The organism is Vibrio sp. 2134-1 (assembly GCF_033339495.1).
This window is the reverse complement of sequence record NZ_JAWOUS010000018.1, coordinates 93,042-118,729: the sequence shown is the minus strand read 5'-3', so window position 1 is coordinate 118,729 and position 25,688 is coordinate 93,042. Positions and strand designations below refer to the sequence as shown.

Sequence of the window (25,688 nt, the reverse complement as noted above, 5' to 3'; positions counted from 1 at the left end):
GAGGCTTCCTTTTTCAACCTCATCAACTACAGTGAGTTTAAAAGCGAGGGAGTAATCGCGCTGAGTTCTTTTAGTTGTTGATTTCATAACACTCTCCAATTTTGGGTGTGGAAAGTGTCAACCTTATTTAGGACGGAACAACCAGTAGAAAAAAAGGCCTGACGATGTCGTCAGGCCTTTTTCGTTTCGCCGATCTTTTTAGCGTTTGAACGTTACTTGCTCTGCTTGTTCAAGATGAATATGAGTTGTCGCAGGCTGTGTTTCTGCAATCACTTTACCGTGACGAACAGAGTAACGAACCGGCACTTGGCGACGTACTGCGTCAAAACCATTTTCTGCGGGAAGAATCAGTAAACTACCTGGTTTGCCTTCTTCAATGCCGTGCTTGTCTTGAATGTTCAGTGTACGTGCTGAATTGGTGCTGATCAGATCCAGTGAGTTGTTGATTTGGTCGTAACCCATCACCTGACACACGTGCAGACCCATATGCAGTACTTGCAGCATGTTTGCAGTGCCTAGTGGGTACCAAGGGTCAAATACATCATCGTGTCCAAAGCAGACGTTGATGTTGGCATTCAGCATCTCTTTCACTCGTGTTACGCCGCGACGTTTTGGGTAATCATCAAAACGTCCTTGTAAGTGAATGTTCACCAATGGATTTGCCACGAAGTTGATACCGGACATGCGTAATAAACGGAACAGGCGAGATGCGTATGCACCGTTGTAGGAACCCATCGCTGTGGTGTGACTGGCCGTGACTTTATTCCCCATATCAAACTTGTGCGCTAATGCTGCCAGTGTTTCAACGAACCGAGATTGTTCGTCATCGATTTCATCACAATGCACGTCGATCAGGCGGTCGTATTTTTTCGCTAACTCGAATACGTAGTGCAGCGATTCAATGCCATATTCGCGTGTGAATTCAAAGTGTGGAATCGCGCCAATCACGTCCGCACCTAATTTGACGGCTTCTTCTAGCAGCTCTTTGCCATTTGGGTAAGAGAGAATTCCTTCCTGCGGGAAGGCGACGATTTGGATATCTACCCATTCTTTCATCTCTTCACGCACTTCTACCATCGCTTTTAGGGCAATTAGGGTAGGGTCTGAAACATCGACGTGGGTACGAACGTGTTGTACGCCGTTTGCTATCTGCCATTTTAAGGTTTGTTTTGCGCGCGCTTTCACGTCTTCAATCGACAGCATTTCTTTGCGCTCAGCCCAACGTTCAATACCCTCAAACAATGTGCCAGAGATGTTCCAGCTTGGCTCTCCTGCGGTTTGAGTTGTATCTAAGTGAATGTGTGGCTCGCAGAAAGGCGCAACCGCCATACCGCCTTCAGCATCGATGATGTCACCGTTATGACTAAGCTCCACATCGTTGCTTTCAATGCGCTTGAATTGACCATCTTCAATCAAAATTTGCTGCAGACCTTCTTGTCCTTTTAGCGTTACGTTTTTGATCAGTAGTGTTGTCATGATGGTTCCTTACGCTGGCTGTGTAGCCAGTGCTTTTTTGTTGAGAACAGGATTAAGAATCAGGAAGCTAATTGCGCCGCCAAGTACAGCGTTAATCGGCACTACGCCAGGCAGGAAGTGTCCCGCACCAACGCCAATCACGACAGCGATAATGCCAGCCCAGTTAACGTTTTGGAATTGGGCGGCTTCAAAGTTTGCGTAGCGTTTACGGTTCGTGAAGAAGTCAGCGATGATCACACCGCCAATCGGTGGAATTGCCAAAGATAAGAAGGTCAGCCAGCCAACAAAGTTATTGTAGAGCCAGAGAGCGCAAAGTGTGCCAACAAGACCGTTCGCCATTGAGATGTATTTACTTGGTAAGCCTGTGATGTTGGAAAATCCAAGACCCGATGCGTAGAGCGCGTTGTCGTTGGTCGTCCAGATGTTCAAGCCAAGAACGATGATAGCTGGAATAAGAAGACCTTGCGCGATCATCACTTCAGAGATGTCTGATTGACCCGTCACCGACGCACCTGCCGCGCCAAAGATAAACATTAACGAGTTACCGATGAAAAATGCCACCATGGTGATCATCACGGCGCTGCGCGGCTTTTTACCAAAGCGTACGAAATCCGCCGTTAATGTACCAGCACTGACAAAAGAGCCGACAGCCATCGCGAGAGCTATTGAAAAATCGAGTGGCTCGCTTGGTTGAACTTGTTGTAGTTCGCCAATACCGCCAACGCTCTTTACTGCCTCGATGACAGAGTAGCCGCCAAGTAGTGCAATCGCGGGAACGGCGATTGCTGACAGCACCATCAGTGCTGAGATTCCAAAGTAAACGGTCGCGGTCATGAGCAAACCGGATACAAGGATCAACGTGTTGGTATCGATGCCCGTTGCTTTATGCACCGGAATCGCAAACATCGCGACACCAACTCCAAACCACCCAACTTGAGTACCGCCAAGAAGAGCGGAAGGAAGCCAAGAGCCTTTAGAACCAAAAGAGAAACGAGCAAGAAGGTGGGTAGAGAGACCAGTAGAAGCGCCGATGTAACCGAGGAAAGAAGTGTAAATACCGAGGATTAGGTTACCGATGAGAACAGCGAGGAAAAAATCATTAAAGGAGAGCCCAGTACCGAGAGAACCCCCTGTCCACATACTTGCGGAGAAAAAAGTGAGTCCTAACATCACCATGGTTAGTGACGCCACGCCTTTTCTGGCCGTGTTGGGAACTGGTCCAAGACTGTAGTTATTGTCTCCAGCCATTATTGCCTCCGCACATTGAAATATTAAATTATAGCACCTGATTTTCAGGCAAACGGCGCGTATTATCGTGATGTAAATTTAATAGTCAATGATAAAATTGAAATTTAAACGTTTGCTTGGTTTTTTATGTGTATTTTTTCTTTTAATAACAATGGCTTGGTTTTTAAATTCTAAAGGTGGAAAGTTTGTTTTTACGTATTTTCTATGATTTATAGACAGGTTTTCTATGTGAAATTAATGTTTTGAATTGCTATTTGTTTTTATGGATTAAATTTATCTATAACTCTGGATTGTTCAGTCGATTTCTATGAAAAGAAAACGATTTCATGATGAGGTTTTTGGTTTGGACGTTATTTGTTCTTTTCTTGGGTGTGTTTTCTTGGTTTTATTTTATGTAGGTGATTTATTTTTGTTGAAGCTCGCATTTCTAATGGCTTAGTGGGCGAATATTTGAATTTTATAAACAGTAAACAATCTGTTGTGGGTAAGAAAAGTACAACCGAGCTCGGTCAGAGGATAAGAGGGCAATAGCCACATAAAAAAATAGCCAACCGCAAAGAGTGCGATTGGCTTATATACATGTGAACAAAATCAAGTTCACTAACAACGTCAGTTGGCTAGGTGACCCTCGGCTTAAGAAGGGTCGATTTATATAATGCAGTTACTGTGCCAACTTTAATATGCCCTAAAATACGTAGTTTCTGTGACATGCGTTGCTTAAAGTCTGAGTTTGTTTGCAATTTGCAACTGCGTTATGCAATTTGACTCTATTATGCTAATGATTGATTAATAAACAATGAACCTTTTAAAGCATGACTAAACTCGCCGTTCCTAAAAAGGCGAAAAAACCAACTACATCTGTCACTGTTGTTAGAATCACCGAGCCAGCCAAAGCGGGGTCCAATTTAAACTTATCCAGAATAATGGGAATCAGCACACCAAATAAAGCTGCGGTAATAATATTGACGATAATGGCCAGCGCGATGGTTCCCCCTAGAACCGGAGATTGAAACCACAATCCGGCGAGCCCGCCGATGATTAACGCCCAAGCAATGCCGTTCAGAGAGCCAATACCCAACTCATTTTTCAAAAGCTTGAAGCGGTTACCTGGGGTGATCTGATTAAGCGCCATCGCACGAATCATTAGAGTGAGCGTTTGGCTGCCAGCAATGCCCCCCATGGATGCAACAATTGGCATGAGCACCGCCAAAGCCACTACCTGAGCAATTACATCTTCAAACAGTCCGATAGTGACAGACGCCAAAATCGCAGTAAGCAAATTGATGCCTAACCAAACCCCGCGCTTTTGCGAGCTTTTTAATACTGGCGCAAACAAGTCATCGCCTTCATCCATACCTGTACCGGCCATCAAACGTGCTTCGTAGATTTCACGCTGTGTACTCAATGCAAACTGCCAATCGACTTCACCGATCAGTGTTTGGTCTGCATCAGTTACAGGGAGAGCGGGCAGTGTGCTGTGTTCTAATGCCTCTACCGCTTCAGGAAGCATCATTTTACTGTCTAGAACCGTCACAGCCTCAATAACGAGTGTTTTTAAGCGAGTATCGGGGTCACCACGTAAGATATCGAAGTAGTTGACCGTTCCACGATACTGTTTATTACGATTAATCAGATACACCTGTTGAGGCGTGTCGTAGCTATAGCGCTCCATTAACTGCTTAGCTGTCCCAATCGTAATATTGAAGGGCAGGGTGATGATCTTACGTTCAGCCCAGTGGCCGAGTTCTTCATCAGCATACTCGTTTGCTTGATCGTAAAGTTCCAACTCATCTTTTTCTATCAACGAGAGCGCTTCGTTGATGATCGACTCTGGCAACGAATCGGCCCATTCGATGAGCGACAAGTTGTCGAGTTTAGCGAGAGTGAGCTTTAGCTCGACTTCAGATAACGCATTGATGATAGAGAAACGTACGTCCGCACGCATTTCCGTTAACACGTCGATATGTAGCTCTAGTGGTAAAGCTCGCCATAAGCGAACACGATCGTCGATTGGAAATGCTTCTAGAATCAGGGCAACCGCGCCGGGCTCGAGGCCCGCTTCAATAGATTCATTGAGCGTTGCGACTTGATCCGCTTCTTCGGCTTGGCCAATTTGCTGGATTAGAGTGGAGAGATCTTGAAACTTGCTCACCGAGTACCCCGATAGTTAATTCGTTTTATGGAAGTATGGCATGTTATTGAGATGCACAACTATGCATCTTAACCTTGCTCAAGGTACTTGAAAGTAACAGAAAAACAATAGGCTATTCGCTGTTGATGGTGAGATATGGCTGTACCAATTGGCGAATGTTCACTTTTGCGCCAATACGGGCTGCCAGCAAGTACATTCCGCCGATTTTTCTGTGTAAAAATAGGGCATCTGCTGGTGGAGTATGCCAGTATTCTTGCTCCATGCTTAGAATGGTGCCAGCCTCGCGAAGCTTTTGTGCTAAGCCGCTGGCTTTGAAATCATAGGGCTCATCGACCAACATAGGTTCACATGCCATTTTCACTAGATCGAGAATCGCTTGGCGTTGGTCTGGAAGGATGGTTTGGCTGAAGAAGCCTATTTGTTCAAGCGCATCATTCAAGCCTTGTTCGTCATTGTTAACGACAGATGCGAAAGCTTGGCGATAACCAGTGCTGAACCGCTCGCTGTACTCGCGAGTGGCCCCGAAATCTAGCAAGCCGATTTGACGAGTATTTTCGATATATAAGTAGTTGGCGAAATTTGGGTCGGTTTGTACCATCTTAAATTCGAACAGCTCTCGAAACAGTAATTCGAGTAGGCTGTGCATGACAAAATCTCGCGTACTCTGATCATAATGTTCGATTTGCTCAATCGGACTGCCATCAATGAATTCCATCGCGAGAACGGAGTCTGAGCAACTTTCAGTATGAATCTTCGGTACGACAAAATGAGGGTGCTCCTTCAAAGCGTCATGATAACGAATGGCAAATTGTGCCTCTCGTGCGTAATCGGCCTCGTCATGTAGCTGCTTTTTCGCTTCTTCGAGCAATCCTTTGTAGTCGACAGACTCGGGAATCAACCCAACGACCTTGAGCAGTGTACCGACATTATCGACGTCGCTATCGATACTTTTCCGTATGCCCGGATATTGCACTTTGACGGCTAGGTTATCGCCCGCATCGCTGTAAGCTTGGTGCACTTGTCCTATTGATGCACTGGCGATTGGTTTGAAGTTAAATGACAGAAACTCAGCTTTCCAATTCGTCCCTAGCGAACTTTCCATTACTGCGTTGAGTTGTTTTGCAGGCATTGGGTCTGCGTTGGAACGAAGACGGGAAAGAATATCGGCAAGTTCAGGTTCTAAAACATCACCAGCATCCATTGACAGCATTTGACCAAGCTTCATTGCAGCGCCACGTAGGTGAGCAAGTTGGTCAGTTAAACGCGCGATGTTCTGTGGCGTCAGCAAGAGGTCTTTCGCTTTTGGTTTGTTGCCTTTGGCTATCTGCTTCGTGCCTTCTGTAATCACATTGCCTGCGACACGGGTAGCAAGTGAAGCGAACTTGCTGAATCTTGAGATGCGATGGGTAGGTAGGCTTCTTTCCTTTGCCGACATGAATCTTCTCCGCTATTTACTAACTAATTGTTATACGGGAAAAGGATATGTTTGGATACAAATGAAAAGAAAACCGCCAGCGTAACTGGCGGTTTGCGAGTTTAGATAGAGTAGAAGAAGTACAGTTGAGACTTCATTCGGATGATGATCCCGCGAATCACATCTAAGAAGGCCATGAAGCCTATCGGTTTTTCACCGCTGACCCATGCCAGGCCAACAGAGCCAACTGGGATATCGTAGCCTTCTGGCTCATCAATCTTAAGACGAACAAAGTGGTGTTTGTTCTGTAAGTTCTTTCCAGTGGTGACACGTACGGAATCATCGAAACCCAGTAGATTACCTTGTGACTCACCTGTTGCTTCAACAATGCCTTCGACGGTCGCTGAGAAGATCTTACCTGGGTAAACGGACGAAGAGAATTCCGCTGGCTGACCCGGTTTGATGTTACGAATCGCCTGGTGGTTGACTCGCATCAGCACGTACTTCTCGTTGGTGTACATGTTGATACGCGGCATCATCGATACACGCTGACCTTCACGCAGGATAAAGTTGGTGACAAAGCCATCTGTTGGGGCATGAACTTTTGTGCTATTCAAATCCCATTGCGCTTTTGCAATTTGCTCTTCAGCTTGGCGCAGTTCGGCTTGTTTAGTTTCAACTGCAAGTTCCGCTTTATGAATCGCCAGTTGTGCACGGGAAATATCGACTTGTTTCTTCTTGATTTGAGACTCAAGGGTCAACACGTTGTGACGTGCCATATCAACCGCACTCGATTGTTTGTCGATATCGCTTTCCGTGATGGTGTTGTGCACTACTCGGTTTTGCTCAACATAACGATCTAGCATTTTTTTCTGCAATTTGTAGTCAACTTTCGCCGCTTCCAACTGGCTCTTTGATGTTTCTAGATCTTGCACTAGCGCTTCGTGGTTAGCTTCTTCAATCTCGATGTCGCCTTTTGCCGTAGCTAATGCGACTCGTGCAGAATCGGCGGATACGTTCGCCTGATTTAATGCGATTTCGTATTGCGTTGGGTCAAGTTCATAAATGAGCTGACCCTCTTTAACTTGCTGATTCGGCTTAATGTAAATGTGGTCAACTTTACCTTTTACATTGGTTGAATCTGGACGCAATTGGATGTGTGGTGACTGCACGACAGAACCACCGGATAAATCCATCGGGGTGAAATTAATCAAACCTACCCATACGAACATTAGCCAACTCAAACCGCCAAGATAAGCGAACGATTTGGTTGCTTTGTTCCAAGGCATGCCAACCAAACGCAGCAGATAGATGAAGAGAGCCCATACCGCTAAACCTTCTAACATTACGCTTCCTCTTTTGGCTGTGTTTCTGTTTGCGGTTTACTTCTCCATGTATCACGCAGATTGATGATGGCTTTTTCCATATCAACGAATGCAAAGATCACAGCTAGCACCCAAACCCAGTGCCAGACAAACCCTATCCAGGTGAGCGCAGTGATGAGCCCTATCTGATGATGGTCTTTGCTGTGCGCCTTATTAATTGGCAACTCATGGATTTTCCAAAAGCCGTAACACGCGCCCGCGACACTCGCGATTAAAACGACAGCAGCGACAACATGTAACGCCGTATCTGCGCCTGTACCGACAAATGGGACACTCAGTAAACTCATTAAACACTCCTCTATCAAACTGTTGGCGTATTGTGATCTGAATTTGATTTGCGGCTTTCTTTGTGACAGATTCAATCACTATAGGATTAAATTTGATGTAATTGGTTATGAAAACGGTTCGGTTTATTCGCGCGATGGGCATTCTAAACATGCATAACCTCGCGTTATCTAAATACAATTTGGACTCAGATGAGTTAGGGATCCCAGCATCGGTGTTTCGTAACCCAATGACACTGATCCCGCTAAAAGCCGTTGCGGAATGGTATCGTTGTGTTGAACAAGCTAGTGGTGACCCGGATGTGGTGTTGAGTCTCAGCCGAGGTATTGAACTGCAAAAGCTAGGGCCAGTGGGACGCTGGTTATTCTCCGGCAATGATTTAGCCAGTACCATTCGGCGAGTGAATTATGGTGTGAGCAACCTACAATCAGGGGCGTTTTTTGCAGGCGAACAGTCGGGTAAAATCATCAAATGGACTTACCACAACCCGTTTATAGAAACGTCAGTAAAGGTGCACGATAGTATCCGCTGTGCGGTATTTATGATTAAGGTGTTACGCGAATTTCTTGGCAAAGATTATCAGCCTTTACGTGTCAAGGTTTCAGGCTCGAGAAAAAATACTGAGCGATACCGGGAATATTTCGGCTGCGAGGTGGAATGGAGTCAGCCAAAAACAGAGATATGGATCCCAGGAGATGACCGACTAGCTTCTCGCCAAGTGAGCCATCGAGAAGACAATCGTCTAGCGATGAGTTTTTCCGATTTAGATGATTTGCTTAATATGCCCGACCCAGAAGATGAGTTGAAAGTGATTTATGAAGTGGTGAATTACAGCAGCCATTATGGATTGCCAACGTTAGAGCGCGTTTCTTCTCTGCTTGATTTATCTGAACAGCAGTTTCAACGTCGTTTGCATAAATTAGGACTCAATTTTTCGACGGTTTCTGGCTATGTATTGAGTAATATTGCAGCTGGTTTGTTGAGTAAGCGCGTGAGTATTGATGACATTGCCACGCGCCTTGGTTATACCAATGTGGCGAGCTTCAATCGTATGTTTAAGAAACATCGTGGATTAACGCCCAAGCAGTATACGGGAAGATTAGAGAAGTAGTGCTCCACTTATCTCTATGAGTACAAGCAATAAAAGCCCTCAAAGTTGAGGGCTTTGTTATTTTTTTGTGTCGTTTTATGTGATGGCTATTTCTTAGGACGCCAACTTAGTGCACTTGCAACAGCGCCGATGGCAATTACATCCTTTTTTTGTTCGCTAAGTTCAGGGAGCATCTGTACCGCAATGGTACCGTTCGTCTGCACTGCGGCAATTTCTTGTGTGCCCTCCTTAAAGCTATAACCCAATGGAATGTCTACCGCCATCATGGCGTCAGGACTAGTATGTACAGTTTCTACATTAAAGTGGGTGCTACCAATACGCACTACGCCTGTCTCTTTTTTCTCAAAGCTGATGTCGATGAGAGCCGATTTTGGCTCCATCGCAAACTCACCGACTTTTTTACCATCTTGAGTAATGTCACAGGTGTAAGGATCATTCCCACCAAAATCGACGCCCATGTAGTTAACCGACATACCGCCTCCGGTGCAGTTCAAAAGCCAAGTTTCCCCGCTGTCGATCCGAGTCACTTCTGCGCCCATTGAACCTTCTTTGAAAGAGATACGGTTAAACCAACTTGAGTTAGAAGCACTGCGTGAATACTTGCCTTTGTACTTACCAGCAAAATCAAAATGGCCATCTGCACCGAATCCCCAAAAATCACCGTCGGTTTTGATCAGCATTTCTGGTTGTGCTTTTACGGCATCAGTACGATCCATGACGGCTAGGCCACCACAACCAGCAAGGAGCAAGGGAGCGAATAGAATAAGTTTCTTCATGTTTTTCATTTTTTATAGCTTGGTTACATCTAGGGTTTGGTCGGTGAATTGGATGTTCTGAATGTCGTACAACTCGTCAGTGCCTGTAGTCGGGCACTCAACAGAAACGCTCTTTGCTTTGATAACAGTACATTCCGCCAGTTTGTGTTGCACGATATAGGTGTTGATACCGCCTTCACCATAAATGCTGTTGTCTTTGCTGTTGCCTTCAAAAGTATTGTTTTGATCATTACCGATCACATTCATCGCGTCGTCGCCAATGATCTTCACTTTTGTTAGCCACTGAGATTTGTAGGTGTACGCTTCTATCAAACCGTCTTTGTTGGGAGCCATACGGAAGGTAGGTACTGTGCCTGGATTTGTCTTTTCTGTGTAGAGCTTGACGCCCGCAGAGTCGATATTCGCGGTATATTGCAAGTATCCGTGGAATAAGCCACTGATCCAATCAACGGCTTGTGGATCTTGGGTTTGCATTTCTTCACGCGTTAATGCTTGGTAGCCATCTAAACCATGTCCGTTTGCTTTTGCTACCCCCATGTAAGCTTCAAAAGCGGCAGCAAAATATTCGTGAGAATATGAAGGGCCCGTTTGTTTAACACTTTCAGGATCGAAGTCGTCCGATTTCCAATCGTCCCAGTCATACTGAGTAGGGCGCCACACCGTCGGTTTGCCCGATTGAATATCGTTATAGATGCTTAACGCATGAGCTTGAATGTCATTTTGCAGTGCCGCAGTCGCCGTGTTAGGTGCAATACCTTGCGCTTGGACCAAGTGTAAAATTTCTTCAAAAGCGGCGTCTCGTTCGGCTTTTTTGCCAAGATTGGCGCAGTAATCGGCAAAATTACTCATGTAATGGCAATCGCCTTCAACTGTCAGTTCTCGATACATTAAAGATTGGCTATTCCTTAGCCAGTTTGGTGTTTCTTTACTAGTTACTAATGTTGACGCGATAGATGTGACAAGTGTATCCATATCATCTTCGTTAAGTACGATCATGCTTACAACAAACTTTTCTAGAGAACTTGTATCAAAAGAGTGTGCTAAGCCCGAGTTTGTAACTGCGTCGTTCAGTTTGTCTTGGCGAATCAGTTCGTTGATAAAGATTTTGGTTAACATCTCATCATTCTGTTCGTCGTTTTCGGTCAGCATTAATGTGGCATCACGCTCGGCTAATGTCTTAGCGATACGAGACTTGTCAGCACCGTACTTAGAGTCTGGTTGGTTTGTTAGAAGGTGTTGGATGATTTTGGCTGCACGAAAGATTTTTTCATTATTCGCACCGTCATCAACGGCCACAATGTGAAATGTATCATTGTTATTTGCTTCAGAAAGGGAGATTTTCACATAGTGGGTGAAGCCCGCATCAGCAGCCACTTTTAACTTGGCCGGAAACTCTGTAGAAACGACAGTTGGGATTGTGACAGTGCTCAATGTTGGCACTGGTGGTGGTGGAGGTGTTGTTTTCGATGGTTTCGGATTAGATTCACTGCCGCCACAAGCAGTTAGACTTATCGCGCAAAATATGGCTAAAGGTGTTAATTTGGAATATCTCATTTCATGTTACTCGTAGACTTTATTAGAGCAAGAAACTTAGAATCAACATAAAGTCCTGTCTATATAAGCAAACTAAGTCATATATGTTGATATTGTTTTTTGGTAAGACCTATTATTCGATACATTTAAAAATATAGTGGATTTTTATTCCGAATTTTATTTTCTATGTGAAGCTATATTCTGAGAATGAATAAAACCTCAGGTTATTGCATGGTTTTAGGGGGATAGAATGATTAGGATTATCGTATATGTATGGTTTGTAAGCGTATGTAAGCCTGCGTTTTATTAAAATTATCATTTAAGTAGGTTGCGCAGTATAGGACGAGCGATATACTCCCTCCATCATATTGGTGGAGTAAATGATTCATGGTGGGTAATACAATCTTACTGGTAGAAGACGACTCAGAGATTGCTCGATTAACCAAAATGTACCTCGAAGCCGAAGGATATACGGTAACTGTCATCGGTAACGGTCAAAATGCATTAGAAACGATTAAGGGGCTCAAGCCGGACCTAGTGCTGTTAGATTTGATGTTACCAGGAAAAAATGGCGCAGAAATATGCCAAGAGGCGCGTAAGTTTTATCATGGTATTATCATTGTTTTGACTGCGACCGATGATGAAATGAGCGAGGTGAGCTTATTTAAGTTCGGTGCTGATGATTACCTTACCAAACCGATAAAAGGCAATATCCTTCTCGCCCGTATTGAAGCAGCGTTGCGTCGCTATTGTCGTCAAGTTGATATCGTTGAAGAAGAAAAGCTGAGCCGATATGGCATTAGTCTTTGTCTTCGTCGCTCCCAAGCATTTTATTTGCAAAAAGATATTGGTTTAACGAGCTCTGAGTTTGAAATTCTAGAGCTCCTGATGCTGAATGTCGATAAACCAGTATCTCGTGAATCATGTTGCCGTCTTGCCAGAGGCATTGAATACTGTATTACTGATCGTTCGATTGATATGCGTATATCCTCACTAAGGAAGAAATTCTCTAAGGCTCATATCCATACGGCTACCATTAAAACCATACGTCACCACGGCTACATGCTGACAGGTAAATGACGCATGTTTTCCCTGTTTACTCGTCTATATGTGGGGTTAGTAACTGGCCTTGCGCTGACTGTTGCTTTGTTTCTCTTTATGGGGGAAGAGTACATGCGCAAAACAGAAGTCGGTGTTTTTTTGAGTGACGGTGCTTATTTTGTCGATCAATACATTGAGCAACGAGGCACTCCGGATTCTCTCTACAAGAAGTTAACCGAAAACGGCAAGCAAGATTTCTTTATCTTTGATTTAACATTGGTTGAAAACTGGGACGGATCACCGCCTTGTCGAGATTGTAATCTGCTGTACCGTATGCAAGGGATACCTGTTTATCTTATTGATGGCAGTACCTATGCTGCGGTATTCCCTTTGCCTAACACTTCGAAGAGTTTAGTTTTCAAAGAAAAAACGGATTTCTTTAGCCCACACGTTGATTGGAATGAAGATTCTGAGATTGTATTTATACTTACTCTACTTTTGGTTGTTGTATGCAGTTTAGGCATTATGGTTTACATACCTGTACGACGTCTTGACCGCCAAATTCGGCAACTAACGGCTGCGCAACAACAATTTGGTTCTGGTGAGTTGAATACGCGAGTCGAGCTAAAGCAATTTTCGCAACCTGTGAAAGAGCTCGCCCAAGGCTTCAACTGCATGTCTGAAGAGATTGAGAGACGAGTGCGCCAAACACACATCTTTACTCAAGCTATTCCTCATGAAGTGCGCACTCCGCTGAGTCGTATTCAGCTAGCGACGGATTTAGCTCGACGCACGAGTGGTGAAATGCAGGCAGAGTTACATGACGATATTGAACGATACGTTGATGTCGTGACGGATTTAACGTCCGACATTGTCATGCTGTCTCGCTTGAGTGTGAAAAACCACTCATGGATCGATTCTGTTGAAACCATGGAACTGCCACTTTGGTGTAAAAGCCGCATGAATTACCTAGGCTTAGAGTCCGCCATGTTGAGAGCAGAAAATAAACTCGCGAACCAATTGATTCACTTTCAGCCTACTTTGGGTAACCTTGTCCTCGATAATTTACTGCAAAACGCCAAGCGTTATGGTGAGTCCTGCGTTGAGGTGACGATTCGAACGGTAGCGGATTGCTGGAGCATCGATATTGAGGACGATGGTCCGGGCATCCCTGAGGCGATGCGAGAAGAAGTATTTATGCCATTTTCGCGCTTAGACAAAAGCCGCAACGCCGACATGAAAGGCTTTGGTTTAGGGCTTGCCATCGCTACCAGTGCAGCGCGGCAACTGGGGTGGGAGCTTTCTGTCGGCGAGAGTCACTTAGGCGGCGCACGTTTTACGGTGCTTATTCCTGCCAACGGTTAGAGTAGGCACTGCGGTAGTCTGGCTCTGCGATACCTTCATACAAATCGTCACAAGCTTGCAGCGGACCTACGACGGTTTGGTAGGGTAGGACACCTGCCCAAACAGGGATGTCCATGTCTTCCGCATCGTCGTTGACGCCAAAATTGCTGATTTTCACCGATGCTTCTGTGAGTGGAATACGCAGCAGCATGGTGGCTTTGAGTTCTTTTTCATTACTCAAACGGATTTGTTCTGTTCTCCCCGGAGCGATCTGTTCAATAAAGTGATTCAGCAACCTGTCTTTCTCTTGGTTATCTTCCACCATCTCAAACTGGCCAAAGACCACAACACTGCGATAATGCGCACTGTGGTGAAACGCACTTCGAGCCAATACCCAACCATCAAACAAAGTAAAGGTTAAGCACGTTTGCACTCCTTGTTTGAGTGAGCGTAATAGTCGACTGTTGTTGGCACCATGGATATACACGTAATCATCGACACGCCATGCCAGCATAGGGATGACCACAGGGCCTGACTCGTTGGTTATCGCAATATGAGCGATTAGGCTTTCATCTATGATGGCGTGCAGTTTGCTAACATCAGAGACGGCTTTATGTGCGCCTTTCTTAATTTCCGTTCTATTGGTGTTGGATAGCATTTTCTCTCCTTGTTTGCTCACGATTACGAGCGATTGATCCTCATTCTTTGATTGCAATGTAGCGTTTAACTGGTAGCTTAAAGAGAGCCACTTTTAACTAATGGATGGATCCAGTTTGTCTTTGATTGATATCGGTGACCTGCATTTAAAAGACAGTGATGGAACGCGTCAGCAAGCGTTGTTTTTTGCTATTCGCAAGAAAATTGTTCAAGGACTGTGGGTGAAGAATGGGAAGCTGCCTTCTACGCGGAAGCTTTCACAAGAGCTTAATCTAAGTAGGAATACCGTGATTTCTGCCTACGAACAGTTAGTGGCGGAAGGGTACTTGAACAGCCAAAAAGGTTCTGGTTTTTATGTTGCCGTAGAACTGCCAGAGCAGTACTTGCCTGAACCTAGTTCAGTTCAGAGAGACTCATCACCGAAAGCTCACTTTGATATCAACCGCGCATTTGCACCGGGTGTGCCGGATTTGGACGCATTTCCGATGGCGCAATGGCAAAAGTTACTCACTCGCCATATGTCTCGTACTTGCTTGTTGGGGAATCAAGATATTCAGGGTAGTTGGGCATTGCGCTGTGCTTTAGCTGACTACCTCGCATCAAGCCGTTCAGTGAATTGTTCTCCAGAGCGCATTATTATTACCTCTGGGGCGCAGCAAGCGTTGTCAATTGCGACGATGGTAGTGCTCAAACAAGGTGATAAGGTTCTGATGGAGCAACCAGGTTACGCGCAAATGCGGAAGTTGATTCAGTTCCAAAACTATCAATTTGAGCCTTTGTTCGTAAGAGAGAAATTAGGTTTTGATGTGGAAGCGGTGACCTCAAGCGATGCCGATGCGCTGTATATTACACCAAGTAATCAATATCCGATGGGCACCACACTCAATACCGAGCAAAGAGGAAAGATCATCAACTGGGCGGTCGAACAATCAAGTTGGATCATCGAGGACGATTATGATAGCGAATTTCAGTTTGCTCATCGTCCCTATACTAGTTTACAGGGGCTAGCAGCTCAAATGGGTCGAGATGATCGCGTGTTGTATGTGGGTTCCTTCAGTAAAGTGATGTTTAACGGATTGCGGCTTGGCTACTTTGTAGTTCCTGAGCGTTTAGTAGAGCAATGCTTAGTGGTTAAGGATGCGTTAAGTGGTGATTCGCCGACGCATACACAAGAAGCATTGGCAGACTTTATTACTGAAGGTGGGTTATTACGTCATATTCGAAAAATGCGTCGACTGTACAAAACTAAGCATGAACAGATGCATGTATCCATTCAACAGCATTTTGGCGACCGTGTTTGCGTCGTTAGCCAAGCGGCGGGGCTTCATATTACGTTGAAATGGCAAGATGGTATGGATGAGCAGCGTTTTACGAAACTAGCAGAGCATGAAGGGATCATCTTGCGACCTTTGAGCTATTATGAACACCCAGATTTTCAAGCACGTCACTGGCATGGTGCCGTGCTTGGTTACGGCAATATCGCGTTAGAGAACATAGACGCTAGTATCCAACGTTTAGCTCACATATTTCGAAATGGGAAGCGATGACTATTCAACTACACGTGTTTGTCGCTTATGTCGCCACTGTTTCCAAGGCAGTAAAAGTAGAGTAAAAATGCCAAGTGCATAAAACATTGACCAGCCTAAACATATAAAAACACCGGTACAAAGCAGTAGGGACAGTCCCGCAAGTGTTTTACCAAATCCTCGAAGCAATTTAAAAGCGGCTAACATCGCCAACATGTAAACCAGAACGAATACACTGTTTGCGAGTTTTAGGAAAAACTCCAGATCGAGCTGTGATAGGGTTCCTATCACACAAGATATCAATAATATACCGCCAACTAATATGGTGGCTGAGAAAGGGACACCACGACGCGAAATCTTGGCTAGTGGACTAGAAGGACGATGTTCACGAGCTTGAGCCCAGACCATTCGCGCTAGGCTCTGTGTGTATAAGTTAACGCTCGCGAAACAAGCGGAGAAACCTATCAAGCTGATTATCCATTTGGCTCCATCGCCTAGTAGTTGGGCACTAAGCCAGGGGATGGATGCGTTATCAAATTGAGCGTTACCATACGCGCCAAATTTTAAAGTAACGACAGAGCATGCCCAATAGGTAGCCCCTGCTACAAAACAACCGACCACAATGGCAATAGGGAAATCTCTTTGAGGGTTTTTGAACTCTTCCCCCATATGGGCAAAAGCCTCTATGCCAACAAAACACCAGAACATCACGCCTAACGCTGCGGTAATAGGCCAAATTGACTCTTGTGTGATGGCGGGCATCACAAGATCGGCGCTGTTAACGTCGCCTTTCCATAAAAATGCGCCAACAAGTGCGAAGACACTCAAAGCAATAAGAGTTTGTAAATGACCTGATGATTTTGTGCCCATCAAGTTGACGAACACAAGAAGTACTACCGTGAGAACTTGTGCAAACAGATTGTTGCTAATAGGCTCTGGCAATATTTGTTGTAGGAAGCCTGCGGCGAGTGCAATCGCGGCCGGAACCCCTACCGGAATGACACTAACAAATAGCCAAGCGACACTACTTTCCAGTTTGGCGTTAAAGGCTTTGCGTACAAAAAAGGCTGTTCCGCCCGCGTTGGGGTATCGTTTACCCAGTTGAGCAAAAGTCAGCGCAATAGGACAAATCGCGATGAACAATAAAATCCAAGCCCATAGTGAAAAATGGCCAGCTATACCTGCTGCGATAGCCGGGATCATAAACAGCCCCGTTCCCATTAATGTGGTGGATAACTGTGCGATACCTGATGTGAGTGAAATGTCTTTTTTGAGCTCTTCCATGCGAATTGATTCATCCAATGTTATGAGGCTTATTACGAAAAAGCTTGTGGCTTCTGGTTATTTCGTTTTATGTGTTTAAGCGATGCTATTTATGTGCTGAGTACTTAAGTTGGGAATTTGATTTCAATGTGTTATCTATTTTCTGTTGAAATGGATAACAGCACTCATCTCATGCCCGCCAAATAGCATATCCAAAATGTTAATAACAAAATGATTTACTAAACCGTCAATATGACGGTTGTTTTAAATAATTCCAACAAAATGTCGGTTTCTTATGCAGTTAGAATCGGTATAGAATGAGAAAAATAAGGAAAGCTTGGTAACGGTATGGACAAGTTTGATCATAAGATTGTGGATCTGCTCAGGCACAACGCTCGGCTGTCGGTGACTGAAATTGCGGATAAAGTAAACCTTTCTCGTTCTGCGGTAACGGCCCGTATTCGTAAGCTAGAGCATGACAAAGTGATTCTAGGGTATCACGCTGAAATTGCGCCTTCGGGTGGGGATTCGATTTGCGCCTATTTTGCCTTAAAGTTCGATAAATCAACCTCTACGTATTATTGCGAATCATACGCGGACGAATTATACAAAATTGATGGCGTAAAATGGTGTCATGCGATCAGCGGTGAGACGGACATGATGGTTTTTGTCGAAGTGCCTACGATGGCTCGCTTGAACGAAATCAGAGATCAAATTCAACGATATCCAGAGCTTCGAAACCTGATGACTCATACCGTCTTAGCTGAATTCTTTAACACGACTGGGAACCTGTTTGTGAAGTGACCATGAATGGATGCCATGTTGAAAACCCTTCTGAGCGAATATGTTAAACAACATTAATTTGAATCTACTTAGATCCTTGCATGTACTTTTAGAGGAGTGTCATGTCAGCCGGACCGCAGACCGTTTGCACATTACGCAGTCTGCCGTCAGTCGACAGCTTGCACAATTGCGCGATCTGTGTGGTGACCCACTGCTTATTCGTCAAGGTAATCAACTGATACCAACGCCACGAGCAATAGCGTTAAAATCAAAGCTTGATGCATTACTGGCTGAGTTTGACCATTTACTCGATGACCAACCTTTTGAGCCGCGGCAGTGGCAAGGTGAGCTTGTTATTGCTTCTAGTGACTACGTGGCGCAATACGTATTGCCCGATATTGCCGCTCACTTGGGTGAACAAGCGCCACAGTTGGATATGGCGTATCGACTGTGGCAACCCAACTTTCTTGATAAACTTCATGAGACGGGCATCCATATCGCGTCTTCTATGTATCCAGAAAAACCACAGAGTGTGTCGAGCGTTAAAATTGGTGAGGATTCATCAGTTTGTTTGATGAAATCTTCTCATCCGTTAGCAAAGCAGGACCAGATCAGTATTGAAGACTTGATTTCATATTCACACATCAAAGTGACTGGCGGCGGAGACAAAGATTCCTACACTGATTTAGCATTGAAAGAGCTAGGGCACACTCGCCACGTTACCTTTAAGGTTCCATTCTTCTCTGCTGCGATCAATCGCTTAGTTGCAAGTGAGCACCTGATGGTGGCTCCTGAACATATTGCCGTTAACCTCGCTAAGCATTGGGACTTAACCCATAAAGCATTACCACTCGAAACACCTATTCATCAATATTGGTTAATGTGGCACCCCAAATACGACACGGATCCTGCGCATAAATGGGTGCGAGAAGAGATTCGCTCAGTAATGCAAATTTCTGAATATTCCATTCGCTAATACGTACACCGTTTAGCTATGACTTGAAGTCATGATTAGTATGAATAACTTTGATTTCTAATTATACCTCTTCCGTTGATAGAGTGAGCTTCAAAGAGGGGAGATTCTTATGACACTAACAGTTTGGTTATCACTTTTTACCGTGTGTTTATTAGGGGCTATGTCACCAGGTCCCAGCTTAGCTATTGTCGCTAAGCACTCGTTGGCTGGTGGACGTATCAATGGATTAGCTACGGCTTGGGCTCATGCGTTTGGCATTAGTATATATGCGTTTATTACCTTGATTGGTCTCGCTGTTGTTTTGCAGCAAAGCCCGATGCTGTTCAAGACGATTAGCCTTGTGGGTGCGGCATATCTTGCGTATTTAGGGTTTAATGCTTTGCGTTCAAAAGGTGGTGTGGCTGCGAAGTTGGAGTCAGGTGAGGAAACAACGGTAATCCAGTCTGCGCGAGAAGGCTTTTTTATCTCGATTTTAAGTCCCAAAATTGCTTTGTTTTTTATCGCATTATTCAGTCAGTTTGTCGCGCTCGGTAATGATTTGAGTAATCAGATGATCATTGTTGCCACGCCGTTTGTTGTGGATGGGCTTTGGTACACCTTTATTACCCTAGTGCTATCGAGCTCTAAAGTCGTTGACAGAATTCGCTCTAAGGCAGTGTTGATTGATCGTTTGTCAGGGGTAGTACTCATGCTGCTGGCTCTTAGAGTGGTCGTAACGGTATAGACAAGCTCGCAAGACAGAAATACTAAAAGCAGCCCGTGTGGCTGCTTTTTTGTCTACTCTCAGTAACCCTTACACAATTTACGTAATTCTGACGCTAAACGTTGCTAAAATTAATATTATCAATAGTGTTACTTTGGTTCATATTCTCATTTGCTGTGAAAGCTACTTTCCAACGCATTGTTATAATGAGAACGATAGCCACTTAACGTTAATACTAACAGTGTCGCATATTAAGTCGAGAGTGCTTTATTGGATAAAAACGGACTTTCCTCTTACTTACCCTATGAAAGGGGTAGAGACTTCATGACCGTTTAGAGGGTGAGAGCAATATGCAAAGAATAGTAGATTTAGCTCCAGTAGTAATTTTGACCAGTGTTTGCAGCGTTGCTTGGATATTCTTTTCAACAAAGAGCATTTGGGTGTTTTTTGAACTGTTTGTATTTACGATGCTTGGCTTTGGCCTTTTGTACGGGTTACTACAAAAGGCTGATCCTAAACACTTTGACTTTGTTTTAAATCACATCGATGAAATTAAGAAGGAAGGCAAAGATGCTTGCCTAAGCGGCGCTCCGAAAGAATCCAACCCATACTCTGGTGTCGATGGTGATTTATGGGAGGCTGGTTACACAGCCTCCAACAACAAAAAGATAAAGCAATAAACCGCTAGGTGCTTATTCAACATTGTGCTTTTCAAAAAAGCACCCTGCCATTTTAAGGACAGGGTGAAAGCAAGAAGTTTCTCAGGAGCGGTCGGGGGAGAGAAACTCATCTAAATCTTATTTACTTACCGGCGAACCTCTTCAAATTCACCTTCAATCGCATCTGCTTTACCTGTATTAAACTCATACTCTTCGTGCATTTCTCTCTGCATTTTCTTGACGCGCTTTTCAATACGCTTGCCGGTAATTAATGCTGCGATGGTCAACGGAATCGCAATGATCAAGCTAAATACTAACGTAAAAAAGCCGGTAATCAGTGCTAGTGCAGTTACAATAATCCGATTCATAATCATAACCTCTCTGTAATTTATGTGCTCAGATTAATGCTGTGAACATGAACAAAACATGAATGCTGACGTTCACTTTGTCCGGAGAGTGTCAAATGAATGAAACGAAAAAACGCCTGAGGGTGATCAGGCGTATAAACGGGGAAAAATATTAGTAATGCGCATGGCGCTTATTATTTAGAACAAATATGAGATATTGTCCGCTACGCTATGTGGTTAACGTTGTGGAGCAAAGTTCACCTATCGAGGGAATGTTTGGTAACGAACACCCATCATTTGTTCCATACAGTGCACAACTTGGCAGCTGTAACCGAATTCGTTGTCGTACCAGATGTAAAGTACACAACGCTTGTCTTGTGCGATAGTCGCTTGACCATCTACGACGCCTGCATGGCGAGAGCCAACTAAGTCAGTTGATACAATTTCTGTTGAATCGGTGTAGTCAATCTGTGCCGAAAGCTCAGAGTTCAACGCCATTTCACGCAAGTAATCGTTCAGTGAATCACGGTCTACGTCTTCACCTAAGTTTAGATTAGCGACTGCCATAGAAACGTTTGGTGTCGGTACGCGAATCGCGTTGCCTGTTAGCTTGCCTGCAAGCTCTGGCAATGCTTTAGCAACTGCTTTTGCCGCACCTGTTGAAGTCAGAACCATGTTTAGCGAAGCACTACGTCCGCGACGGTCACCAGAGTGGAAGTTGTCAATCAAATTTTGGTCGTTTGTGTATGAGTGCACGGTTTCAATATGGCCAGAAAGAACACCATATTTATCGTTCAGAGCCTTAAGGACTGGCGTGATTGCATTTGTTGTACAGCTTGCCGCAGAGATGATGGTGTCATCTTCTTTAATTACCGACTCATTTACACCGAATACAACGTTTTTGATGTCACCTTTACCTGGTGCTGTTAGCAGTACTTTCTCTGCGCCTTGACACGCTAAGTGTTGGCTCAGGCCTTCAGAATCACGCCAAACACCTGTGTTATCAACAACTAGCGCGTTATTGATACCGAAAGCTGAGTAATCCACTTCGCTTGGGTTATTTGCGTAGATGATTTGGATGTAGTTGCCGTTAACGATCAGTGCTTTACGCTCTTCATCGATAACAATACTACCGTTGAACTGACCGTGAACTGAGTCACGACGCAGCAAGCTAGCACGCTTCTCCAAATCGCCTTTTTTACCGCCACGAACCACAATCGCACGTAGTCTTAGTGGGTAACCTGGACCACTTTTCTCAATGAGAAGGCGAGTAAGTAGTCGACCAATGCGACCGAACCCGTAAAGAACCACATCACGCGCTTTCAATGAAGAATCTGCGTCGCGAGCACCATCAAGTGCAGTGATAAGGAAATCGTTTAGAGAGCTTGTATCGTCATGTTCATTCCAGTACATAGTTGCCAATTGGCCAACATCGACACGGCATGAAGAAATGCTCATTTCACAAAGCGCTTGAATAATAGGCATCGTGTGCTCAAGCGAAAGTGGGTTACCGGTATAACGTCTTGCAACGCGATGAGTTTTGAGAATGTCTATAGTAGTAGCATTAATAAGCGTTTTACCAAACAGAACCACTTCGATTCCTTTTTGACGATATAGCTTACCAATTAGAGGGGAAATAGATTCAGCAATCGTTTGGCTAGTTTGCCAGTCTTGGAGATATTTCTCTGGACTCATTGTTGTATTAGACCTTTCACGTTTTGGGGGCTAACCATACTCTCTGCTGTTGCCTCTTCGGCAGCGTGCAAGAGTGTGGTGGGTTATGTAATCGGGTTGTAATAGTTATGTGTGCGGATTCTAAGGTCGGAGTCCTTATTCTGCTAGGAAAATTAAATCCAGTGTAAAACACTACTTAAGGGGACGTTAGTGGTGGATTAATGTGACTAAAGCAGTGGTTTTCACGTATTGACATTTAGAAAGTAACTTACTTTTTTTGCGATGATAACGTTTGCTTTCAAATTAGTTTTGTTGACAAAAATGGATATTTTGCATTTTTGTGTGATTTGACTCGATAAGGCAACTCAATAGGTAAACATACAATAGATGATTTCCTGAAAAGTGATGCGACTCTTAGTTGTGAGTGAAACTTTATTGTTTGCATCCAACTTTAAGATCAAAAAATATGACTTGAATCACAATTGCCACTTCATTAGCCGATGATAAAACACTCACAATAACCATAATCTAGGTAGGTGAATGTTGTTTGAAAGTAACAATGTCGTATATGCCTTTCAATGCAAGAAACTAGTCTAATATTAAATAAACGGATGAAATCAACCATTAGGCTGATGGATGTTGAGATTATCAATAAAAACACGCTTAGCACTCCTCGCACTATTACCCGCTGTGGTAATAGTGGTGTTTGCAGTTCAGCAGTTTTCTGATAATGCGTTGCGCGTGAGCCGTCTCAATCAAACGGTTAGCAATATTCAAGGTTTCCAATTGATATCCAAGGCCTCCCACTTTATTTACTCCATAGAGAAAGTACGCCGACAGCCTGATCTTCAAGTCTCTGCAGCCATTAATATTGAAGAACAAGGTGAAGTTATTTCTTCTTTGCATCAAAAGTTTGTGAGTAACCCTAATACTGCTGAGTATGCTGATGAACTGAAAGAAGCCATGCTGGGGGTATTGTCAGGTAGATTGAGTGAGATGGACGACCTGGGTGATTGGGCATTTCAACAGCTCCAAAATATGTCGCGCTCTTTGTTGCAAAATCATCAATGGTATGGCAGTGACGACGGCATTCGCATGCAAAATTTTATTGCCTACCTTGCTCAGCTCTCTTTTTGGACACAGAAAGAAGCTTGGCTGACGAACCGTTTAGTCCAAGACCCTAAGAGTCGGCTAAGTCAAAGTATGTTTTATCAGGCGATTGACCGACAGCAGCAAAATTTGGATGCGTTTTTAAACTTAGGTGGGTCATACGAGCAAGTGGATAAATTGCTTGGCTTGTTTACTTCGCCGAGATATCAGAGAAACTTGGCGTCTCGCGGACAATTAATGTCAGGAGACATGTCACAAAGTGACTACGCCGCGTATTTAAAAGAACTCGATTTTCGTGTGCAGCGCTTACAAGTGCTCATTGATGGGTTCACCAAACAAACTGAGCAGTCGCTTCTCACGCAGGTTCATGAACAAAAGGCCAATATAGCGATGATCAGTTTTGGCGTCGCCTTAGTGGTTATCCTGCTTTGTTGGCTCGGATTTAGTACTTGGTTCCGAGTTAACAGCAAACTCGATGCGATCATTCATACTTTAAACGCGTTGATCAACTCCGAAGAGAAGCAAACAAAAGTCAAAGTTGATGGAAGTGATGAACTGACCATTTTTGCTCAGCAAGTGAATCGAGTGGTTGAAGAAATGCAGAGACAAACTGAAGAAATACTGCATGCAAAAGAGTCAGCAGTATCGGCTAATCGTGCAAAATCTGTGTTTCTTGCCAACATGTCACATGAAATACGCACGCCCCTTAACGGGATCATGGGCATGACAGAAATACTCTCTCAAAGTGAGTTGTCTTCGCATCAACAAGAAGTTGTTGATGACATTGACTCCTCATCTCAAACACTGCTTACTTTACTTAACGATATATTGGATCTCTCTAAAATCGAGTCTGGACGATTGGAGCTGTCACTAATAGAAGCGGATATCCGAGAAGTCGTGTATCAGTCGATGATTTTATTCCAATCCAAAGCAACATCTAAACAGCTAAAGTTAGGTATTAATTTAGCTGAAAATATCCCCATTCGCGTGATGGTCGATGATCATCGTGTCAAACAGGTAGTTACGAATCTGGTATCGAATGCGGTTAAGTTTACCGAAAGTGGGCATGTATGCGTTGATGTTAGTTATGAAGAGTTACTTGAGAAAGAACGTGGAGTGCTGACGTTTAAAGTAGAAGATACCGGAATAGGCATTGATCAAGATAAGTTAACCACGATTTTTGAACCCTTTACTCAGGAAGATGAAGGAGTGTCGAGGCAATTTGGCGGTACAGGGTTGGGTTTGGCAATTTGTTGTCAGCTTGTGTCGATGATGGGGGGCAAGCTCGTAGCAACATCTACAAAAGGAGTGGGCACATGCTTTGAATTCTCGATTGAGGTTGAAGCAATTCCGGTGTTTGGCTGGCGTTCGGAGGTGATTAATAAAGGGCTTTTGATCTGCTCAAATTACGACTACGCCGACCAAATATTAAAAGAGTGTCGCTTAGCGAAAATCAATCTCTTTGGCGTTAATAATGTGAATGAAGTGCAAGCGATAAATGATGACTTTGATGTCATATTTCTGTGCCACAGTAACGACGCTAATACCGATGAAGTTTTGGATAATCTATCATTTAATTACGATCTTCGCCGTGTGATTATTTGCCAGCATCATTTATCCACTCCCTACGAAAATGCAGAAAAAGTACATGCCGTACTCACATTACCTTTCCTTGGCAATCGATTTAAGCATGTCATTGATGATTTAGCTAAGGTTGAAAAGACTATATCAAGTGACAATGTCACCAATAATGTTGTCAGCTCTGAATATCGAGCGTCGCGCTCTCATCGGAGGATCTTAATTGCGGAGGATAATTTGATGAACCAGAAAATAGCGAGTTTTTTTCTGGATAAAGCAGGTTATGACTATTTGATAACAAGCAACGGCCAAGAAGCGTTAGAAGCCATCACAAAGGGAGAAGAATTCGATGCAATTTTAATGGACTGCATGATGCCCGTGATGGATGGACTGACCGCGACGAAAGAAATTCGTCGTTGGGAAAAGAAAGCAGGACGTGAAAAAACGATGATTATCGCACTCACTGCGAGTGTTTTGGAAGAAGACATCCACAACTGTTTTGCGGCAGGCATGGATGCTTATTTACCTAAGCCGTATAAATCGAACCAGTTATTTGAGCTCTTTAGTGAATTAAAACTCGCCTAGCTAACATTTCAACTTAGACAAGGCGTCAAAACGATAAAGCCCCACTTCAGGGGCTTAGTTCT

General features: G+C 44.1%; 21 protein-coding genes. 9 read left to right on the top strand and 12 right to left on the bottom strand.

What is annotated here, in order from left to right; translation table 11 throughout:
• Positions 1-198: 198 nt before the first annotated feature.
• The 6 genes from R7R78_RS18670 to R7R78_RS18645 all read right to left on the bottom strand — a co-directional run bounded on the left by R7R78_RS18670 (position 199) and on the right by R7R78_RS18645 (position 7,962).
• A complete protein-coding gene (locus tag R7R78_RS18670; protein ID WP_104980493.1) occupies positions 199-1,476 on the bottom strand; it encodes a cytosine deaminase in 1,278 nt (425 codons plus the stop codon).
• 9 nt (positions 1,477-1,485) lie between these two features.
• On the bottom strand, positions 1,486-2,724 hold the full coding sequence (gene codB, locus R7R78_RS18665; protein ID WP_132937198.1) for a cytosine permease: 1,239 nt from the start codon (positions 2,722-2,724) through the stop codon (positions 1,486-1,488).
• Positions 2,725-3,529: 805 nt separating this feature from the next.
• Positions 3,530-4,876, bottom strand: a complete 1,347-nt coding sequence (locus tag R7R78_RS18660; protein ID WP_005373641.1) for a magnesium transporter — start codon at positions 4,874-4,876, stop codon at positions 3,530-3,532.
• A 112-nt stretch (positions 4,877-4,988) separates the two neighbouring features.
• Positions 4,989-6,311, bottom strand: coding sequence for an ABC1 kinase family protein (locus R7R78_RS18655; protein WP_225455317.1), 1,323 nt, complete (start codon positions 6,309-6,311; stop codon positions 4,989-4,991).
• Between the two features lie 101 nt (positions 6,312-6,412).
• Positions 6,413-7,636, bottom strand: a complete 1,224-nt coding sequence (locus R7R78_RS18650; RefSeq protein ID WP_054729669.1) for an HlyD family secretion protein — start codon at positions 7,634-7,636, stop codon at positions 6,413-6,415.
• Positions 7,636-7,962 carry an MFS transporter gene (locus R7R78_RS18645; RefSeq protein WP_046875867.1) on the bottom strand — a complete coding sequence of 109 codons (327 nt, stop codon included), beginning with the start codon at positions 7,960-7,962 and terminating at the stop codon, positions 7,636-7,638. The genes R7R78_RS18650 and R7R78_RS18645 overlap by 1 nt, the downstream gene beginning before the upstream one ends.
• A 107-nt stretch (positions 7,963-8,069) precedes the next feature.
• On the opposite strand from R7R78_RS18645, the gene R7R78_RS18640 reads away from it, so the two are divergent.
• A complete protein-coding gene (locus R7R78_RS18640; RefSeq protein WP_054574582.1) occupies positions 8,070-9,071 on the top strand; it encodes an AraC family transcriptional regulator in 1,002 nt (333 codons plus the stop codon).
• 86 nt (positions 9,072-9,157) lie between these two features.
• Here R7R78_RS18640 and R7R78_RS18635 read toward each other — a convergent pair whose 3' ends face one another.
• Both R7R78_RS18635 and R7R78_RS18630 read right to left on the bottom strand, forming a co-directional pair.
• On the bottom strand, positions 9,158-9,847 hold the full coding sequence (locus R7R78_RS18635; RefSeq protein ID WP_031778833.1) for a hypothetical protein: 690 nt from the start codon (positions 9,845-9,847) through the stop codon (positions 9,158-9,160).
• Positions 9,848-9,859: 12 nt separating this feature from the next.
• Positions 9,860-11,401 (bottom strand): hypothetical protein, encoded by a 1,542-nt coding sequence (locus tag R7R78_RS18630; RefSeq protein WP_213899205.1) that lies wholly within the window; start codon positions 11,399-11,401, stop codon positions 9,860-9,862.
• Positions 11,402-11,767: 366 nt separating this feature from the next.
• Between R7R78_RS18630 and R7R78_RS18625 the strand changes: the two genes are divergently transcribed.
• Positions 11,768-12,460, top strand: coding sequence for a response regulator transcription factor (locus tag R7R78_RS18625; RefSeq protein ID WP_053349274.1), 693 nt, complete (start codon positions 11,768-11,770; stop codon positions 12,458-12,460).
• A gap of 3 nt (positions 12,461-12,463) precedes the next feature.
• Positions 12,464-13,786 (top strand): ATP-binding protein, encoded by a 1,323-nt coding sequence (locus tag R7R78_RS18620; protein WP_005373622.1) that lies wholly within the window; start codon positions 12,464-12,466, stop codon positions 13,784-13,786.
• On the opposite strand, the gene R7R78_RS18615 is transcribed toward R7R78_RS18620, so the two are convergent.
• Positions 13,767-14,423 (bottom strand): pyridoxamine 5'-phosphate oxidase family protein, encoded by a 657-nt coding sequence (locus tag R7R78_RS18615; protein ID WP_225474108.1) that lies wholly within the window; start codon positions 14,421-14,423, stop codon positions 13,767-13,769. The genes R7R78_RS18620 and R7R78_RS18615 overlap by 20 nt on opposite strands.
• Positions 14,424-14,523: 100 nt before the next feature.
• Between R7R78_RS18615 and R7R78_RS18610 the strand changes: the two genes are divergently transcribed.
• Positions 14,524-15,969 (top strand): PLP-dependent aminotransferase family protein, encoded by a 1,446-nt coding sequence (locus R7R78_RS18610; protein WP_225474107.1) that lies wholly within the window; start codon positions 14,524-14,526, stop codon positions 15,967-15,969.
• Here R7R78_RS18610 and yjeH read toward each other — a convergent pair whose 3' ends face one another.
• Entirely contained in the window at positions 15,970-17,232 is a 1,263-nt protein-coding gene (yjeH, locus tag R7R78_RS18605) for an L-methionine/branched-chain amino acid transporter (protein ID WP_225474106.1), read from the bottom strand.
• 327 nt (positions 17,233-17,559) lie between these two features.
• Between yjeH and R7R78_RS18600 the strand changes: the two genes are divergently transcribed.
• The 4 genes from R7R78_RS18600 to R7R78_RS18585 all read left to right on the top strand — a co-directional run bounded on the left by R7R78_RS18600 (position 17,560) and on the right by R7R78_RS18585 (position 20,353).
• Positions 17,560-18,015: an Lrp/AsnC family transcriptional regulator gene (locus R7R78_RS18600; RefSeq protein ID WP_005373615.1), complete on the top strand. Its 456-nt coding sequence runs from the start codon at positions 17,560-17,562 to the stop codon at positions 18,013-18,015.
• A 40-nt stretch (positions 18,016-18,055) separates the two neighbouring features.
• Positions 18,056-18,970: a LysR family transcriptional regulator gene (locus R7R78_RS18595; protein WP_225474105.1), complete on the top strand. Its 915-nt coding sequence runs from the start codon at positions 18,056-18,058 to the stop codon at positions 18,968-18,970.
• A gap of 109 nt (positions 18,971-19,079) precedes the next feature.
• Positions 19,080-19,694 carry a LysE family translocator gene (locus R7R78_RS18590; protein WP_225474104.1) on the top strand — a complete coding sequence of 205 codons (615 nt, stop codon included), beginning with the start codon at positions 19,080-19,082 and terminating at the stop codon, positions 19,692-19,694.
• Positions 19,695-20,023: 329 nt separating this feature from the next.
• Entirely contained in the window at positions 20,024-20,353 is a 330-nt protein-coding gene (locus R7R78_RS18585) for a hypothetical protein (RefSeq protein WP_054577762.1), read from the top strand.
• A 125-nt stretch (positions 20,354-20,478) separates the two neighbouring features.
• Here R7R78_RS18585 and R7R78_RS18580 read toward each other — a convergent pair whose 3' ends face one another.
• Together R7R78_RS18580 and R7R78_RS18575 are read right to left on the bottom strand one after the other, a co-directional pair.
• Positions 20,479-20,700, bottom strand: coding sequence for a hypothetical protein (locus R7R78_RS18580; RefSeq protein WP_005373607.1), 222 nt, complete (start codon positions 20,698-20,700; stop codon positions 20,479-20,481).
• 240 nt (positions 20,701-20,940) lie between these two features.
• Positions 20,941-22,374 carry a glyceraldehyde-3-phosphate dehydrogenase gene (locus R7R78_RS18575; RefSeq protein WP_005373606.1) on the bottom strand — a complete coding sequence of 478 codons (1,434 nt, stop codon included), beginning with the start codon at positions 22,372-22,374 and terminating at the stop codon, positions 20,941-20,943.
• A gap of 615 nt (positions 22,375-22,989) precedes the next feature.
• Here R7R78_RS18575 and R7R78_RS18570 point away from each other — a divergent pair.
• Positions 22,990-25,626 (top strand): ATP-binding protein, encoded by a 2,637-nt coding sequence (locus R7R78_RS18570; protein ID WP_167416150.1) that lies wholly within the window; start codon positions 22,990-22,992, stop codon positions 25,624-25,626.
• Positions 25,627-25,688: the final 62 nt, after the last annotated feature.

Excerpts from the sequence above, each read along its gene's own strand:
- R7R78_RS18625 (WP_053349274.1), top strand. The coding sequence starts at position 11,768 with ATGGTGGGTAATACAATCTTACTGGTAGAAGACGACTCAGAGATTGCT.
- R7R78_RS18655 (WP_225455317.1), bottom strand. The coding sequence starts at position 6,311 with ATGTCGGCAAAGGAAAGAAGCCTACCTACCCATCGCATCTCAAGATTC.
- R7R78_RS18570 (WP_167416150.1), top strand. The coding sequence starts at position 22,990 with ATGTTGAGATTATCAATAAAAACACGCTTAGCACTCCTCGCACTATTA.
- R7R78_RS18630 (WP_213899205.1), bottom strand. The coding sequence starts at position 11,401 with ATGAGATATTCCAAATTAACACCTTTAGCCATATTTTGCGCGATAAGT.
- R7R78_RS18640 (WP_054574582.1), top strand. The coding sequence starts at position 8,070 with ATGAAAACGGTTCGGTTTATTCGCGCGATGGGCATTCTAAACATGCAT.
- R7R78_RS18670 (WP_104980493.1), bottom strand. The coding sequence starts at position 1,476 with ATGACAACACTACTGATCAAAAACGTAACGCTAAAAGGACAAGAAGGT.
- R7R78_RS18575 (WP_005373606.1), bottom strand. The coding sequence starts at position 22,374 with ATGAGTCCAGAGAAATATCTCCAAGACTGGCAAACTAGCCAAACGATT.
- R7R78_RS18620 (WP_005373622.1), top strand. The coding sequence starts at position 12,464 with ATGTTTTCCCTGTTTACTCGTCTATATGTGGGGTTAGTAACTGGCCTT.
- R7R78_RS18650 (WP_054729669.1), bottom strand. The coding sequence starts at position 7,636 with ATGTTAGAAGGTTTAGCGGTATGGGCTCTCTTCATCTATCTGCTGCGT.
- R7R78_RS18600 (WP_005373615.1), top strand. The coding sequence starts at position 17,560 with ATGGACAAGTTTGATCATAAGATTGTGGATCTGCTCAGGCACAACGCT.
- R7R78_RS18590 (WP_225474104.1), top strand. The coding sequence starts at position 19,080 with ATGACACTAACAGTTTGGTTATCACTTTTTACCGTGTGTTTATTAGGG.
- R7R78_RS18580 (WP_005373607.1), bottom strand. The coding sequence starts at position 20,700 with ATGAATCGGATTATTGTAACTGCACTAGCACTGATTACCGGCTTTTTT.
- R7R78_RS18585 (WP_054577762.1), top strand. The coding sequence starts at position 20,024 with ATGCAAAGAATAGTAGATTTAGCTCCAGTAGTAATTTTGACCAGTGTT.
- R7R78_RS18615 (WP_225474108.1), bottom strand. The coding sequence starts at position 14,423 with ATGCTATCCAACACCAATAGAACGGAAATTAAGAAAGGCGCACATAAA.
- R7R78_RS18610 (WP_225474107.1), top strand. The coding sequence starts at position 14,524 with ATGGATGGATCCAGTTTGTCTTTGATTGATATCGGTGACCTGCATTTA.
- R7R78_RS18645 (WP_046875867.1), bottom strand. The coding sequence starts at position 7,962 with ATGAGTTTACTGAGTGTCCCATTTGTCGGTACAGGCGCAGATACGGCG.
- yjeH (WP_225474106.1), bottom strand. The coding sequence starts at position 17,232 with ATGGAAGAGCTCAAAAAAGACATTTCACTCACATCAGGTATCGCACAG.
- R7R78_RS18635 (WP_031778833.1), bottom strand. The coding sequence starts at position 9,847 with ATGAAGAAACTTATTCTATTCGCTCCCTTGCTCCTTGCTGGTTGTGGT.
- R7R78_RS18595 (WP_225474105.1), top strand. The coding sequence starts at position 18,056 with ATGTTAAACAACATTAATTTGAATCTACTTAGATCCTTGCATGTACTT.
- codB (WP_132937198.1), bottom strand. The coding sequence starts at position 2,724 with ATGGCTGGAGACAATAACTACAGTCTTGGACCAGTTCCCAACACGGCC.